The sequence below is a fragment of the Actinoplanes sp. NPDC049599 genome (genome assembly GCF_044465625.1).
Classification (GTDB): domain Bacteria; phylum Actinomycetota; class Actinomycetes; order Mycobacteriales; family Micromonosporaceae; genus Actinoplanes.
This window is the reverse complement of the sequence record NZ_JBITLX010000002.1, coordinates 403,950-417,249: the sequence shown is the minus strand read 5'-3', so window position 1 is coordinate 417,249 and position 13,300 is coordinate 403,950. Positions and strand designations below refer to the sequence as shown.

Sequence of the window (13,300 nt, the reverse complement as noted above, 5' to 3'; positions counted from 1 at the left end):
AATGTCTGGCGCACATTATCCGGGGGTGAGCGGTGACCGACGGGGTCTACGTGGGCCGGGCCGGGCACGACGGCGCGGCCAACCAGGGCTGGCTGCTCGGCCATTTCATGCCCAAGGGTGAGCTGTTGCACAGCACCGACGTCGAGGTGAAGTGGGGCGTGCACCCGCCCGGCGACCGGCGGACGGCCTGGGCCACCGGCGAGGTCCGCACGGCCCTGCTGGTGCTGATCCGCGGCTCGTTCGACATCGAGCTGCGCGACCGTACGGTGCTGCTGCGCGAGCCCGGCGACTATGTCGTGTGGGGACCCGGCGAGGACCACTCCTGGCAGGCCGGGGCGGTGGAGACGGTGGTGCTGACGGTCCGCTGGCCGTCGCTGCCGGGCTGGCGCCTGCCGCCGGAGCCGGGCTGATCGGTCGGGAAACCGTCTTTATTCGCCGGGCTGCGACAAACGGTTGACCGCCGTTAACCACCGGCACCGGTAATCGCATTCCCGGTGCGGTAAAACACGATGCATCCAACGGTTATGGAACGAGTTTCCCACAGTGTGGATGCCGCCTTGACCGGAGAACCGGAGGGCCGGAAATATCGACCGCGGTTTAAGCGTGCATTAATTCGCGCCCGTTGTCCGGGCGCGGGGTTTCCATTCTTTCGACGCAGGAGGATTCATGGCGGTCACCGCCCTGCCGGCACGCTCGGGACGGCACACGAAGGGCTCGGGCCGGCTGGCCGCGATCCGTCGTGTCCCGCCCGTGGCGCCCCCTCCCACCGCGCTGACCATCACGCTGAACATCCCGCTGACCGGCGACGCGCTGCCGCCGCAGGCGCACCGGCTCATCGAGGCCGTCCGGGAGCTGGTCGAGGCGGGCCAGGGCTCGGTGGCCGTCGAGCCGCCGCCGGCCGCCCGGGCCACCGCGCCCCCGCCACCGGAGCGGGCGGAGGGCACGGTCGAGGTCAAGCTGCTGACGGCCTCGCGGCAGGTGCTGGTGGAGGGTGAGCTGCTGCCGCTGACCCGGCTGGAGTTCGACCTGCTGCTGTTCCTCGCCGACCACCCGCGCCGGGTGTTCAGCCGGACCCAGCTGCTCACCGCGGTCTGGGGCTACGAGCACACCGGCGAGCGCACGGTCGACGTGCACGTGCGCCGGCTGCGGGTCAAGATGGGCACCCAGCTGCCGCTGATCACCACGGTCTACGGCGTGGGTTACCGGCTGGCCGACGAGGCCCGGATCGTGGTGCTGCCGCACGACTAGAGTGGCCCGGATGCGCGTACGCCCGGTCTCGATCGACGTCCTGGTCGAGGAGCTGGCCGACCGGCTGGCCGGCCTGCCCGGGCGGGTCCGGGTGGCGATCGACGGGGCCGCCGCCGCCGATCCCGGTGCGCTCGCGGACGCGCTCGTCGCGCCGTTGCGGGTGCGCGGCCGGCCGGCGGTCCGGATCGCCACCGACGACTTCCTGCGGCCGGCCTCGGTGCGCCTGGAGTTCGGCCGGACCAACCCGGACTCGTTCTACCTCGGCTGGCTGGACGAGGCCGGTTTGCGCCGGGAGGTGCTCGACCCGGCCGGCCCGGGCGGCAGCGGGCGCATCGTGACCCGGCTGTGGGACGCGCAGACCGACCGGGCGGCCCGGGAGCCGTACCGGGAGCTGGCCGGCAACGCCGTGGTGCTCGTCAGCGGCCCGCTGCTGCTCGGCGCCGGGCTGCCCTTCGACGTCACGGTCCACCTGCAGTTGTCGGCCGCGGCGCTGGACCGGCGCACCGAGCCCGCCCGGCGGTGGACGCTGCCCGCCTTCGCCCGCTACGGCGCGGAGGTCGACCCCGCCGCGTTCGCCGATGTCGTGGTGCGGATGGACGACCCCCGGCACCCCGCGATGGTGCTCGGATCATGAGTGAATCGCTCATCACACCCGCGCTGACCTGCGACGCGAAAGCTGGATCGCGCAGTCCGTGGCGGTAACGTGCACTGACAGTTATGCTGCGGTTACTTTTTTGCGAGGGACCCGTTTGGGATCTTCGGCGGTGGGTATCTGCGGGCTCCACGGTGTGACGCCAGGGCCGGCGCGGGGGACGTCCACCGGCAGGGGCAGAGGGAAGGCAGGGGGAGCACATGCTCGTCAACAGCGCGGTCATCACGGGTAAAGGTGCCGACACCGCCAAGGGACGCTCGAATGGTGAGATCGAGCAGATCCGGGAGCTGCTGCGGACCCGGTTCGACGACCTGACAGCCGAGTACGAAGAGGCTGTCGCCGAGAACCACCAGCTGCGGCTGGTCGAGATCGGCGACGCCGCCGGCGACGACCAGGCGGACAGCGGATCCAAGACCGCGGAACGCGACGCCGCATCGTCGCTCATCCGCACTCTGCTCGACCGGCGGACGCAGGCGGAACACGCCATGCAGCGCCTGGAGGACGGCACGTACGGCAACTGCGAGGGCTGCGCCAAGCCGATCCCGGTGGAGCGGCTCGCCGTCTTCCCGTCGGCGACCTCGTGTGTGGCGTGCAAGTCCAACCGCGAGCGCCGCGCGGGCTGATCAAGAGCTGCACCGGTCCGCCGCTGTCCCACGAGCGGCGGACCGGCCGCATAAGATCCCCGTCATGGGCCGGATCGCCGTTGGCACCGCGTCGTGGACCGACAAGACGCTGCTCGCCTCGGGCTGGTATCCGCAGACCGCGGACAACCCCGAGAAGCGCCTGGCGTACTACGCGAAGCACTTCCCGGTGGTCGAGGTCGACGCCACCTACTACGGGCCGCCGGCCGAGCAGACCACGAAGCTGTGGGCGCAGCGCACACCGGAGGGCTTCACCTTCAATATCAAAGCCTTCAGCCTGCTGACCGGCCACCCGACCAAGGTGTCCGCGATCTACCAGGACCTGCGGCCGGAGACGGACAAGAAGAACGTCTACCCCGCCGACCTGCCGCCGCAGGTGTACGAGGAGATCTGGAGCCGCTTCCTGAGCGCGTTGGATCCCCTGGCCGGGGCGGGCAAGCTGGGCGCGCTGCTGTTCCAGTTCCCGCCGTGGTGGGGCATCCGCCGCGACCACAAGGACTACCTGCGCGAGGTGGCGGCCCGCTGCCGGCCGCTGCGGCCGGTCTTCGAGTTCCGCAACGCCTCCTGGTTCGACGGTGACAACGCCGAGGAAACCCTGGGGTTCCTGCGCGCTCACGAGCTGCCGCTGGTCTGCGTCGACATGCCGCAGGGCCACAGGTCCTCGGTGCCGCCGCCGCTGGCGGCGACGGCCGACCTGGCCGTGGTGCGCTTCCACGGCCACAGCGACAAGTGGACCAGCAAGGACATCCACGAGAAGTTCGGCTACCGCTACTCCGACGCCGAGCTGCGCGAGTGGGCGCCGAAGCTGCGCGCGCTGGCCGACGAGGCCGCCACCACCCAGGTCTTCATGAACAACTGCTACTCCGACTACGCCCAGCGCAACGCGTCCACCCTGATCGAGCTGCTGGACTAAAGCTCGTCCCAGGGCACCGTGGCCCACGCCTCCCGCAGCGTCCCGCTCATCAGGCCGTCGTCCTTGAGCGGCAGCTCGTCGATGCTGGCGAGCGCCCGCGCCGGCCAGCGCGAGTTCACCGCCGCGGCCGCCGCGAAGCCGCTCAGCTCGTCGGCGTCGACCGGCCGCAGGTCCCACCGGATGCCGTTCATGGTCATGGCGAGCTGCAGCAGCACCATCGTCACACCCTTGAGCATCGGCGCGGCCGGCCACACCACCCGGTCGCCGTCCCAGAACGCCACGTTCCACGACGTGCCCTCGCGGACCCGGCCGTCGAGGCCCAGGCAGAGCGCGTCGTCGAAGCCGGCCAGCCGGGCCTGACGGATCCGGTAGTTCAGGCCCATGGTGGCCTGGTGCTTGTGCTCGGGCAGCTCGCGTTCGTACCGCACGGTCTGCACCCGCAGCGGCGGGCCGGGCTCGTCGGGCGCCGGGTCGGAGACCGACACCAGCACGTCCGGCGGGGCCGGCTCGGCGGAACCCGGCACAAAAGTCACCCGTACGGAGGCGTCCCGGACCGGGCCGAGGGCGTGCCGGATCAGCCCGAGCAGCCGGTGCTCCTCGGCCACCCCGATGCGGTGGCCGAACAGCTCCTCGGCGCCGTCGGCCAGCCGGGACAGGTGCAGGGCCAGGCCCCGGACCCGTTGATCGCGCACCTGGAACGAGGTGTAGTGCCCGTAGTTCAGGGTCGCGATCCGGTGCAGCTGCGCCAGGTCCGGCGTCCGCCCGTTCAGCTCGACGTTCAGCACCCCGCCAACCTACGGCGTCCGGGTGACCTTGATGCCGCGGCGGCGGGCCCGCGCGGCCAGCGCGGCGGCGTCGGTGACTGCCGCGCCGCCGGGATCGTTGTTGAAGAACACATACGACGGTACGGCGGGCAGCCGGTCCAGCCAGCTCCCCAGCGCGGTACGGCCGTACCGCGGCCACGGCGCCGCCCGCCCCTCGTGCAGCCGCAGGTAGCCGAAGTCCGCGGTGACCCACAGCGGGGTGACCGGGCGGCCCTTGCGGTCGGCCCAGCTCAGCGCCGCGTTGTGCCGGCACAGCAGCTCGCGCACCGGCTCGGTCCACCAGGAGTCGTGCCGCGGCTCGACGGCGACCCTGACCTCCCGCGGGAACAGGCCGAGCGTCTCGTCCAGTGCGGCCACGTCGACCTTGAGGGTGGGCGGCAGCTGGAGCAGCACCGGGCCGAGCTTGTCGCCGAGCGCCTCCGCCCGGCCGAGGAACCGGGCCACCGGCTCGGCCGGCTCCCGGAGCCGCTTGACGTGGGTCAGGTAGCGGCTCATCTTCACCGCGAAGCGGAAGTCGTCCGGGGTCCGGGCCCGCCACCGGGCGAACGTGTCCCGCTCCGGCAGCCGGTAGAAGGCGTTGTTGATCTCCACGGTGGCGAACGACTCGGCGTACCGCTCCAGCCAGAGCCGCTGCGGCAGGTCGGGCGGATACAGCCGGTCCGGCCCCCGCCAGTCCCGGTACTGCCAGCCCGAGGTCCCGATCACCAGCACACCGTGGGGTTACCCACCCCGGGCCAGGTTAGACGCGATCAGCCGGGGGTACGACTGGATCTCCACCTGCCCCAGCGTCGGGGCGACACGAAGGAGCTTTTCATGCGACTCAGCGACGACGACATCACCGGCGGCAGCAGCGTCTCGGGCGAGGGTGTGGCCGACGGCGGCGCCAACCCGGGCGGCCACGACGGTGGCGCGGACGGTGGCGCGGGCGAGGGCCCGGCCGACGGTGGCGCGAACCCGGCGGGCCACGACGGCGGTGCCGACGGTGGCGCCGGCGCCGAGGGTCCCGCGGACGGCGGTGCGAACCCGGCCGGTCACGACGGTGGCGCGGACGGTGGCGCGGGCGAGGGCCCGGCCGACGGCGGCGCGAACCCGGCGGGCCACGACGGCGGCGCCGACGGCAGCGCGCTCTGAGGTCGCAGCCATGACGGAGACCACGCCGGGCGGCCGCGACGACCGCCCGGCACTGGCCCGGGCGGTCGCGGTCGACCCGGCGAAGTTCGCCGAGGCGTACTGGGGCCGGCAGCCGCTGCTCACCCGGGCCGACGAGCTGGCCGGCCCGGCCGGCTTCACCGACCTGCTCTCCCCGGACGCGGTCGACGAGCTGCTCAGCGAGCGCGGCCTGCGCACCCCGTTCCTGCGCGTCGCCGACCAGGGCACGGTCCTGCCCGCCTCGGCCTTCACCGGCAGCGGTGGCGCGGGCGCCGAGGTCGGCGACCAGGTGATCGACGACAAGATCATGAGCCTGTACGCCGGCGGCGCCACCCTGGTCCTGCAGGGCCTGCACCGGATCTGGCCCCCGCTGATCGACTACGCCCGCCGGCTCGGCGCGGAGCTGCGGCAGCCGCTGCAGGTCAACGCGTACCTGACGCCGGCCGGCAACAAGGGCTTCGCCACCCACTACGACACCCACGACGTGTTCGTGCTCCAGGTGGACGGCACCAAGCGCTGGCGGATCCACGAGCCGGTGCTGCCCGAGCCGCTGGAACGCCAGGCCTGGGGCGGCCGCGCGGACGAGGTCGGCGCGGTGGCCGACGGCCCGGCGACGCTGGACGTCGTGCTCGCCCCCGGTGACGCGCTCTACCTGCCCCGCGGCTGGCTGCACTCGGCGCAGGCCCAGGGCGAGCGCTCCCTGCACCTGACCTTCGGCGTCCGCGCGCTGACCCGGTACGCGCTGGTCGAGGAACTGCTCGGGCTGGCGGCCGAGGCCCAGCGGCTGCGCGCCACCCTGCCGTACGCCCTGGACGTCGCCGACCCGGACGCGGTCGCGCCGGAGCTCACCGCGACGGTCGAGGCCCTGCGCGACTGGCTGCTCACCGCCGACCCCGCCGTGGTGGCCGCCCGGCTGCGCGACCGCGCCTGGCCGGCCCAGCGGCCCCAGCCGGTCCGGCCGCTGGCCCAGCTCGCCTTCGCGGAGCAGCTCGGCCCGGACGACCGCATCACGGTCCGCGACGGGCTGCGCTGGCACCTGCGTGAGGACGGCCCGGAGCACGTGCTGCTCCGGCTGACCGACCGCACACTGCGGTTCCCGGCCTACTGCGCGGCGGCCGTGCGCACCGCGCTGGACGGCGGCCCGCACCGCGTCGGCGACCTGCCGGAGCTGGACGACGACGCGGACCGGCTGGTGCTGGCCCGCCGTCTGCTCCGCGAGGCCCTCACCGTTCGGGCCCGCTGATCTCCTGGGCGCCGCCCTACCGGCGCCCAGGACCTGCACCAGGCCGCGGGCACCGGCCCTTGGCCGTCAGGCCGCGGGCCTTCGGCTCTCGCGCTGCGGTGCGGGCCTTCGGCTTTCGCGTTGCGGTCCGGGCCTTCGGCTTTCGCGTTGCGGTGCGGGCCTTTGGCTGGCAGACCGTGGTGCCGGCCCCATGGCTGTCGCGCTGTGGTGCGGGCCTTCGGCTGTCAGGCCGCGGCGCCGCCGCGGGCCAGCGCCAGCACCAGGCCGGCCGCGATGAGGCTCGCGATCAGCACCGTCGCGACCGCGGAGGCGTCGAGCTGCGCGCCGCGGCGGTCCGCGACCCGCTTGGCGGTGACCACCGCCAGGATCGGGCCGAGCAGGGCCACCACCAGCGCCACCACCGGCAGCCCGGCGGCCCAGTCGCCCCCGGCCTCGCGGCCGGCCCAGCGCAGCGTCGACCACGCCGCCACCCCGACCGCCCCGCCCAGCGCGCCGAGCACGACGTACAGCAGGGACGCGCCGCCGGCGGGCTTGCGCGGGGTGGGCGCCCAGGCCGCCGCGGCCGCCGCATCCTGCAGGAAGTCCTCGGCCCGGCGGTCGCGCTGGTGCGGGACGGCCGGCTGCGGGGCGTGCGAGCCGAACCGCTCGGCCACCCGGCCGGCCTTGTGCGCGAACTCCGCCCACAGCACCGCGGAGCGCGCGTCGACCTCTTCCCGTTCGCGCTGCGCCGCCCGATAGGCCGCCAGCGTCTCGCGGATCCGCTCGTCGGCCGCGCGGACCGCGTTGTCGGCCTCGACCGCGCGGCTGTCGTGCCAGCTGCGGGCCTCGGCCCGGTGCGCGGCGGCCTCGTCGTCCAGGTTGGTCAGCTTGCGCACGACACTGCGATAGTCGGGCGTCCGGCGCTCGACCGTGCCGTCGTTCTCCGGCGCGCTCATGACGGGGCCTCCATGGTCATGCCCTGCTGGCCCTCGCCGGCCGGGCCGTCGCAGGCGTGCGCTGAGGCAAGCTGCGTGCAGGCGGTCAGGCCCTGCTGGCCGTCGCTGTCCGGGCCGTGGCAGGCGTGCGCTGAGGCAAGCTCGGTGCGGGCGGTCATGACGGGCCGTACGGGATGATCACCTCGGCGCCGCGGTGCACCGAGCGGTCGAAGTGCAGCGCCCGCCAGGGCCGCGGATACCAGTTCGGCGAGCCGTGCCCCGGGTAGTACGGCGACAGCTCGCTGCCGTGCACGTCCAGCGCCACCCACGCGCCCACCGTGTCGGTCCGCGTGCCCGCCCCGCCCAGCGTGTCCCGCAGCAGCGCCGCCCCGCGCCACCAGCCGATCACGTGGATCCGCCGCTCCGGACCCTGCCGCATGATCCGGCGCAGCCGTTCGTCGCTGCCGCCGGGCGCCGCGTCGACCGCGTAGAGCAGCACGAACCACGGCTTGTCCGCGGCCGAGCCGAACTCGGCCCGCTCGGCCGCCAGCTCCAGCAGGCTGTCCACGTTGTCGTTGTCGAAGTACCCGGTCTCCGCCGGCAGGTACGGCCGCAGCGCCTCGACCGCCGCACCCGCGTCGGTGTCCAGGCAGGCCACCGAGAACTGGGCCGCGCCCGGGGTGAACTGGGCCGCCAGCGACCGGGCGGCGGTGCCCAGCACCGCGCAGGCCTCGTCGACCCGGGTGCCCAGCACCGCGATGCTGCGCCCCGGCGCCCGGCGCAGCACGGTCTTGGCCGACCGGGACTCGACGTCGATGGTCTCGCCGAGCAGCACCACCGGCGCGGCCACGGTGTCCGCCCGGGTGAACCGGCGGAACTCGGGGCTGTCCTCCAGGCGGGGGATGGCGTCGCCGTCGAAGAGCCGGGGCGCGGCCAGCTCCGCGGGCCGGTGCCGCCACAGCCGGTGCTGGAGCTCGCTCCAGCGTTCCCGGTTGCCGGCGTCGGGCACCCGGACCACCCGGTTCGCCTCGGTCGCGCCGGAGTCGGCGTTGACCACCGCGTGGTAGCGCGGCAGCGTGTCGGCGGCCGGGTTGGTCTCGGCCAGCACCCGGCGGGCCCGGGGCAGCGCGATCCGCAGCGAGAACTGCGCGACCAGCGCGGGCCGGCCCCAGAGCGCCTCGATGCCGGAGACGTCCTGGCTGGCCAGCACCAGGTGGATGCCCTGCGAGCGGCCGCGCCGGGCCAGGTCCTCCAGCAGGTCCACGGCCTCGGCGGCGACCGCGTCGCGGCCGGAGAGCAGCACCTGGAACTCGTCCACCACCGCGACGATCCGCGGCCACGAGCCGGTCGGGTCCTCGGCGCGCAGCTCGGCCAGGTTGGTCACCTCGTGCTGCTTGGCCGCGTCCGCCCGGCTGCGCAGCTCGGCGGCGAGGAAGCGCAGCAGCGCCAGGCCGAACTCGCGGTCGGTGTTGACGTTGACGCCGACCAGCCGCACATGCGGCAGCCAGCTCGGGTCGCGCCGGCCCGGGGCGAACCGGGCGAACGACACGCCCTCCTTGAAGTCGAGCAGGTAGAAGGCCAGCTCGGCGGGGGAGTAGCGGGCGGCGAGCGCGCCCATCCAGGCGTAGATCAGGTTGGTCTTGCCGGTGCCGGACGGCCCGGCGATCAGGGCGTGCGGCGGATAGTCGCTGAGCGTCACGTGCACGGGCGCGCCCTGCGGGCTGTCCCCGAGCGGCGCGGTCAGCGCGCGGGCCGAGCTCTGCTGCCACTCGTGCTCGGGCAGCAGGCTGTCCAGCGCGACCGGGGCGGGCCCGGCGGCCACCTCGTCGGCGATCTGCCGGGTGGTGCGGGTGATCACCGACGCCGGCGGGCCGGCGTCCAGCCGCACCGGGAGATCACCGCAACCGCTCAGCCGCGCGGCGTCGCCCTCGGCCGCGTGCACGACCTCGATCCCGGCGCCGGGCCGCACCGGGAAACCCCGCATGATCAGGTGTACGCCGCAGGCGGCGCCCGTGCGCAGCAGCCGGTCGAGCTGGCCACGCTCGTGGCGCGACAGCTCGTCGGCCCGCCCGGCCCCGAGCAGGATCGCCACCCGCCACGGCTCGGGCCGCCGGCCGGTGGCGGCGGCCAGCTCGCGCAGCGAGGTGTGCTCGCCGGCCAGCACGGTCTCGTTGATCCGCCGGACGTGGTCGACGAGCTCGTCCAGCAGCGCCGGCAGCCCGCCCGGGCCGACGAAGGTCAGCACCCCGGCCGGGGCCAGCGGCGCGAACCCGGCCAGGCCGCCGCCGAGCTGCTCGGGGTCGTAGCCGGTGAGCCGGACCCGGCCCGCCTCCGAGCTGCCCAGCGCGCGCAGCAGCAGGCCGGCCACCACGTCGTCGCCGATCCGCTCGTCGCCGTCGATCACCACGTGCCCCCGGTCGAGCAGCGGCACCAGCGCCGGCACCTCCCCGTCGTACGGCAGCAGCAGCCGCCCCACCCGCAGCTCCGGCGCCGGGGCCTGGGTGCCCGCCGGGGTCGCCCGCCACCGGTCCCAGGGCATTCCCGCGGCACCGGGCGCGGCCAGCACCGCGGTGTCCGCGGCGGCGCCGGCCAGCGCCGCCAGGTCCCGCTCGTGCTGGACGTCGATCTCCCGCAGCCGCTTGTCCCGCTCGCCCGCCAGCCGGATCCGGCGCTCGCGGGCCGCCGCGGCCACCCGGGCCCGCCGGGTCACCGCCGCCTCGTACGCGCTCTCCGCCGCCGCCAGGGTGTCGTCGGCCGCGCCGAGGGCGTGCGACAGCGCGGCCCGGACCTCGACGACCTGTTGCGCCTTCGAGTCAGGCATCGACGCCGTGGGGTCGGGCCGGCTCGGGGGCGCCCGGGTCGAGCGTCGCCGGGTCGCGGCCGAGCCGGGCCAGCAGCACGCCGGTGAGCACGCTGGCGGTGACCGCCGAGTCGGCCGGATGCGCCGGGGCCCGCTCGGCCTGCGGCGCCCGGCAGATCCGGGCCAGCAGGGTGTCCAGCACCTCGGGCGGGGTGCCCGGCAGCAGCGACCGGACCCGGCCGCCGGCGGCGCCGCGCAGCCGCTGCAGGTCGTCGGGGCCGGGCTCGTGCCCCAGCAGGTCGCCGGCCAGGCGGTGCAGCACCGGCGAGCTGACCGCCGACAGGCCCAGGCCGGTGGCGGCGTTGACGCCATGCAGGTCGCGGCCCAGCCGGGCGCGGTCGCCCGAGCGCACCCCGGCGGCGACCTGGCGCAGCAGCTCGGCGGTGTTCGCCGGGCGTTCCGGCGGCGCGCCGTTCTCCCGGGCCGGCGGCGGCGCCTCCCCGGTCAGTTTCGCCACCCGCTCGCGCCACCAGGGCTGGAGCTGCTCCGGCGGGGGCTGCTGGTCCTGCTGCGCCGCGGCCGGCTCGTCCGGCGCCAGGCCCGCCTTCCAATCCCGGTCCGGCGGCGCGCTCGCGTCGGCGGCCAGCCCGAGCTGGGCCAGGTACGCCGCGATCGCGTCCTGGGCCAGCCGCAGCGCGGCCGCGGCGTGCTCGGCGTGCTCGGTGGCGTTGCCGAGCTGCGGCACGCCGATCGGGTCGATCGAGGTCTGGCGCACCCAGTTCAGCAGCTCGGTGGCGCTGCGCAGCCGTTCCATCGCCACCGAGACCAGCCCGGTGGGCAGCTCGTCGGAGGTGGCCCGGAGCTGGGCGCCGAGTTCCTGCAGCAGAGACATCGCGTTACAGCGTCGCCGTGTAGGTCTGCGCCTGCTCGACCGCGAGCAGCGTGGCGCCGAGGCACTCCTCGAGCTGCTGGTCGGCCTGCGACAGGGAGGCGTGCGCGGCGCCGACCGCGTCGTTGGCGCTGCCGTCGAGCGCGGCGGCCAGGCTCTGCTGGGCCTCGCCGAGCTTCTCGCGGGCCGCCTGGATCGCCGCCTGACCCTCCGTGACCTGTTGGAGTGCGGCCTCCACGGCCGCTCTGACCTCGGCGACGCTGGCCACTCGGGCAGCCTCCTGCGGTATCGACACGTCGGTAAAGACTCAGAATAGTCGTCCCCGATGGGGCGGTCGTGCCCGCACGCCCCTTTCGCGAATTCATGCTCGCACGGTCCCGGCCGCCCGCGCACCCGGCCGCCGATTCACTCGCGCCGGCCGTCGATTCACTCCCGCGCGCTCAGCGCGGGACCGACGAGGGCCCGCGTACCTCAGCGCCCAGGGCGGCCACCCGGGCGCGCAGCCCGCGGTCCGCGGTCACCACCGCGACCCGCCGGTCCGCCCCCTCGGCGGCCACCAGCGCCACGATCGTGTCGTCACCGGAGCCGGCCGCGGGCACCACCCGGACCCCCTCGACGGACGGCACCGCGCGGGCCCTGCCCTCCACCACGAGCACGACCTCCACCGGTCCGGGCAGGTCCGCCAGGCCGGTGGTGGGGAGGCCGGCCAGGCCGTCGCGCAGGCGCGCGGTGGCGCCGGCGCGGTCCCGCCACCAACCGTCCGGCTTGGAGCCGAGGACGTTGGCGGCGTCGACGACCAGCAGCGGGACGCTCATGTAAGGAGCGTCTCACATCGGCCTCAAGCGATCGTTCAGCAGCAGGACGAGGCGCACCACCAGGTGCGGATCACCGACGCGGCGCTGGAAGCCGCGGCGGAGCCGTCCGACCGCTGCCTCACCGATCGGTTCCTGCCGGACGAGGCGATGGGCCTGATCGACCAGGCCGGCGCCCGGGTGCGGCTGCGGGTCAAGGCGCCCGCCGCCGAGTCTCACGCCGGGGCGAGCTGGGCCCCGCCGAGGTTCGGATAGGCCTCGAGCCATTCGATGTAGAGCGGGTTGCGGGCCACCACCTCGTGGTACGCCTCCCCGGCCATGTTCATCAGCCGGGGGGCGACCCGGGCGGCGGGGCCGTCCGGGTGCCAGCCGAGCACCTGCCGCCAGCGCAGCGGGGCGCCCTGCAGCGGGCGGTGGGTGAGCCCGGCCGGGGGGCGGAAGGTCGGCTGGCACAGCGCCAGCGCCAGCCCGGACTCCACCATGTCCACACAGCCGCGGATGTCGGTCTCCAGCACCCGGCGCGGGGTGAAGCCGGCCCGGGCGCAGGCGGCCGCGAAGCAGTCGGCGAAGCAGCCGTCGCCGGTGCCGGCCACCCACTGCTCGTCGGCCAGCTCGGCCAGGTCCACCTCGACGCCCTTGGCCGCCAGATGGTCCTCGGGCATGAGCACGCAGACCGCGTCGACCGCGATGGTCTGCCACACCATGCCGTAGTCGGCCGAGGGGATGGCGTCGCCGCAGACGCCGACCTGGGCGTAGTCGAGCTTGCCGGCCAGCACCATGCCGCACAGCTCTTCCACGTAGTACGACGCGTGGGTGCTGATCTGGGCGTCCGGCTGGGCCTCGGAGAGCCGGTGCACCATGCCGCCGATGACCGGTCCGCCGATCGCGCCGATCCGGTAGCGGGTCATCACGTTCTCGTCCGTGCCCGACCCGGCGAGCCGGGCCGCCTCGTCCTGCAGGCCCTTCATCGCGGGCAGCAGCACCCGGGCCCGGGAGAGCACCAGCTCGCCCAGCGCCGTGGGGCGCGCACCCCGCCGGTCACGCTCGAAGAGGGGGCCACCCAGGGTCCGCTCGATGCGTTGCAGCTGAGCGGTCAGGGCCGGCTGGGCGAGACCCAGCAGGGACGCCGCCTTCGTCACGCTGCCCGTCTCCGCGATGGCACAGACCACCTTGAGATGCCGCAGCTCCAGGTTCATAGCGTGACGGTAGGACGTT

At 74.9% G+C, this 13,300-nt stretch carries 16 protein-coding genes and 1 pseudogene; 8 read left to right on the top strand and 9 right to left on the bottom strand.

Annotation, left to right across the window (positions count from 1 at the left end):
* Positions 1–32 precede the first annotated feature (32 nt).
* From ACIBQZ_RS05155 to ACIBQZ_RS05135, 5 genes are all read left to right on the top strand, one after another.
* The gene (locus tag ACIBQZ_RS05155; RefSeq protein WP_396087163.1) at positions 33–410 is read left to right on the top strand and encodes a signal peptidase I; all 378 of its coding nucleotides are present in this window, start codon (positions 33–35) and stop codon (positions 408–410) included.
* A 367-nt stretch (positions 411–777) separates the two neighbouring features.
* Positions 778–1,248 (top strand): winged helix-turn-helix domain-containing protein, encoded by a 471-nt coding sequence (locus ACIBQZ_RS05150; RefSeq protein ID WP_396087365.1) that lies wholly within the window; start codon positions 778–780, stop codon positions 1,246–1,248.
* Between the two features lie 10 nt (positions 1,249–1,258).
* Positions 1,259–1,882 (top strand): uridine kinase, encoded by a 624-nt coding sequence (locus ACIBQZ_RS05145; RefSeq protein WP_396087162.1) that lies wholly within the window; start codon positions 1,259–1,261, stop codon positions 1,880–1,882.
* 218 nt (positions 1,883–2,100) lie between these two features.
* The gene (locus tag ACIBQZ_RS05140; RefSeq protein WP_396087161.1) at positions 2,101–2,523 is read left to right on the top strand and encodes a TraR/DksA family transcriptional regulator; all 423 of its coding nucleotides are present in this window, start codon (positions 2,101–2,103) and stop codon (positions 2,521–2,523) included.
* Between the two features lie 64 nt (positions 2,524–2,587).
* Complete coding sequence (locus ACIBQZ_RS05135; protein ID WP_396087160.1) at positions 2,588–3,454, top strand: DUF72 domain-containing protein; 867 nt, start codon at positions 2,588–2,590, stop codon at positions 3,452–3,454.
* Here the strand turns inward: ACIBQZ_RS05135 and ACIBQZ_RS05130 are convergent.
* Together ACIBQZ_RS05130 and ACIBQZ_RS05125 are read right to left on the bottom strand one after the other, a co-directional pair.
* Entirely contained in the window at positions 3,451–4,239 is a 789-nt protein-coding gene (locus ACIBQZ_RS05130) for an aminotransferase class IV (RefSeq protein WP_396087159.1), read from the bottom strand. The two genes, ACIBQZ_RS05135 and ACIBQZ_RS05130, sit on opposite strands and share 4 nt — an antisense overlap.
* Before the next feature lie 9 nt (positions 4,240–4,248).
* Entirely contained in the window at positions 4,249–4,983 is a 735-nt protein-coding gene (locus ACIBQZ_RS05125; RefSeq protein WP_396087158.1) for a DUF72 domain-containing protein, read from the bottom strand.
* 108 nt (positions 4,984–5,091) lie between these two features.
* On the opposite strand from ACIBQZ_RS05125, the gene ACIBQZ_RS05120 reads away from it, so the two are divergent.
* A complete protein-coding gene (locus ACIBQZ_RS05120) occupies positions 5,092–5,409 on the top strand; it encodes a BatC protein (RefSeq protein WP_396087157.1) in 318 nt (105 codons plus the stop codon).
* Between the two features lie 10 nt (positions 5,410–5,419).
* Positions 5,420–6,670: a cupin domain-containing protein gene (locus tag ACIBQZ_RS05115; RefSeq protein ID WP_396087156.1), complete on the top strand. Its 1,251-nt coding sequence runs from the start codon at positions 5,420–5,422 to the stop codon at positions 6,668–6,670.
* A 224-nt stretch (positions 6,671–6,894) separates the two neighbouring features.
* Here the strand turns inward: ACIBQZ_RS05115 and ACIBQZ_RS05110 are convergent, their stop codons facing one another.
* From ACIBQZ_RS05110 to ACIBQZ_RS05085, 6 genes are all read right to left on the bottom strand, one after another.
* A complete protein-coding gene (locus ACIBQZ_RS05110) occupies positions 6,895–7,605 on the bottom strand; it encodes a hypothetical protein (RefSeq protein WP_396087155.1) in 711 nt (236 codons plus the stop codon).
* Entirely contained in the window at positions 7,602–7,763 is a 162-nt protein-coding gene (locus ACIBQZ_RS05105; RefSeq protein ID WP_396087154.1) for a hypothetical protein, read from the bottom strand. Before ACIBQZ_RS05105 ends, ACIBQZ_RS05110 begins: the two co-directional genes overlap by 4 nt.
* A complete protein-coding gene (locus ACIBQZ_RS05100; protein WP_396087153.1) occupies positions 7,760–10,405 on the bottom strand; it encodes an FtsK/SpoIIIE domain-containing protein in 2,646 nt (881 codons plus the stop codon). The genes ACIBQZ_RS05105 and ACIBQZ_RS05100 overlap by 4 nt, the downstream gene beginning before the upstream one ends.
* Entirely contained in the window at positions 10,398–11,276 is an 879-nt protein-coding gene (locus ACIBQZ_RS05095; RefSeq protein ID WP_396087152.1) for a hypothetical protein, read from the bottom strand. Before ACIBQZ_RS05095 ends, ACIBQZ_RS05100 begins: the two co-directional genes overlap by 8 nt.
* 4 nt (positions 11,277–11,280) lie before the next feature.
* A complete protein-coding gene (locus ACIBQZ_RS05090; RefSeq protein ID WP_396087151.1) occupies positions 11,281–11,541 on the bottom strand; it encodes a hypothetical protein in 261 nt (86 codons plus the stop codon).
* 172 nt (positions 11,542–11,713) lie between these two features.
* Positions 11,714–12,088: a hypothetical protein gene (locus ACIBQZ_RS05085; RefSeq protein ID WP_396087150.1), complete on the bottom strand. Its 375-nt coding sequence runs from the start codon at positions 12,086–12,088 to the stop codon at positions 11,714–11,716.
* Positions 12,089–12,136: 48 nt separating this feature from the next.
* Between ACIBQZ_RS05085 and ACIBQZ_RS05080 the strand changes: the two are divergent.
* Positions 12,137–12,298 (top strand): annotated as a pseudogene (locus ACIBQZ_RS05080) (hypothetical protein); the annotation flags it as partial.
* A gap of 2 nt (positions 12,299–12,300) precedes the next feature.
* Here ACIBQZ_RS05080 and ACIBQZ_RS05075 read toward each other — a convergent pair.
* Positions 12,301–13,281 carry a LysR family transcriptional regulator gene (locus ACIBQZ_RS05075; protein ID WP_396087149.1) on the bottom strand — a complete coding sequence of 327 codons (981 nt, stop codon included), beginning with the start codon at positions 13,279–13,281 and terminating at the stop codon, positions 12,301–12,303.
* Between the last annotated feature and the right edge of the window lie 19 nt (positions 13,282–13,300).

Coding starts and splice junctions, on each gene's coding strand:
- ACIBQZ_RS05120 (WP_396087157.1), top strand. CDS start 5,092: ATGCGACTCAGCGACGACGACATCACCGGCGGCAGCAGCGTCTCGGGC.
- ACIBQZ_RS05110 (WP_396087155.1), bottom strand. CDS start 7,605: ATGAGCGCGCCGGAGAACGACGGCACGGTCGAGCGCCGGACGCCCGAC.
- ACIBQZ_RS05145 (WP_396087162.1), top strand. CDS start 1,259: ATGCGCGTACGCCCGGTCTCGATCGACGTCCTGGTCGAGGAGCTGGCC.
- ACIBQZ_RS05105 (WP_396087154.1), bottom strand. CDS start 7,763: ATGACCGCCCGCACCGAGCTTGCCTCAGCGCACGCCTGCCACGGCCCG.
- ACIBQZ_RS05140 (WP_396087161.1), top strand. CDS start 2,101: ATGCTCGTCAACAGCGCGGTCATCACGGGTAAAGGTGCCGACACCGCC.
- ACIBQZ_RS05135 (WP_396087160.1), top strand. CDS start 2,588: ATGGGCCGGATCGCCGTTGGCACCGCGTCGTGGACCGACAAGACGCTG.
- ACIBQZ_RS05095 (WP_396087152.1), bottom strand. CDS start 11,276: ATGTCTCTGCTGCAGGAACTCGGCGCCCAGCTCCGGGCCACCTCCGAC.
- ACIBQZ_RS05085 (WP_396087150.1), bottom strand. CDS start 12,088: ATGAGCGTCCCGCTGCTGGTCGTCGACGCCGCCAACGTCCTCGGCTCC.
- ACIBQZ_RS05115 (WP_396087156.1), top strand. CDS start 5,420: ATGACGGAGACCACGCCGGGCGGCCGCGACGACCGCCCGGCACTGGCC.
- ACIBQZ_RS05075 (WP_396087149.1), bottom strand. CDS start 13,281: ATGAACCTGGAGCTGCGGCATCTCAAGGTGGTCTGTGCCATCGCGGAG.
- ACIBQZ_RS05100 (WP_396087153.1), bottom strand. CDS start 10,405: ATGCCTGACTCGAAGGCGCAACAGGTCGTCGAGGTCCGGGCCGCGCTG.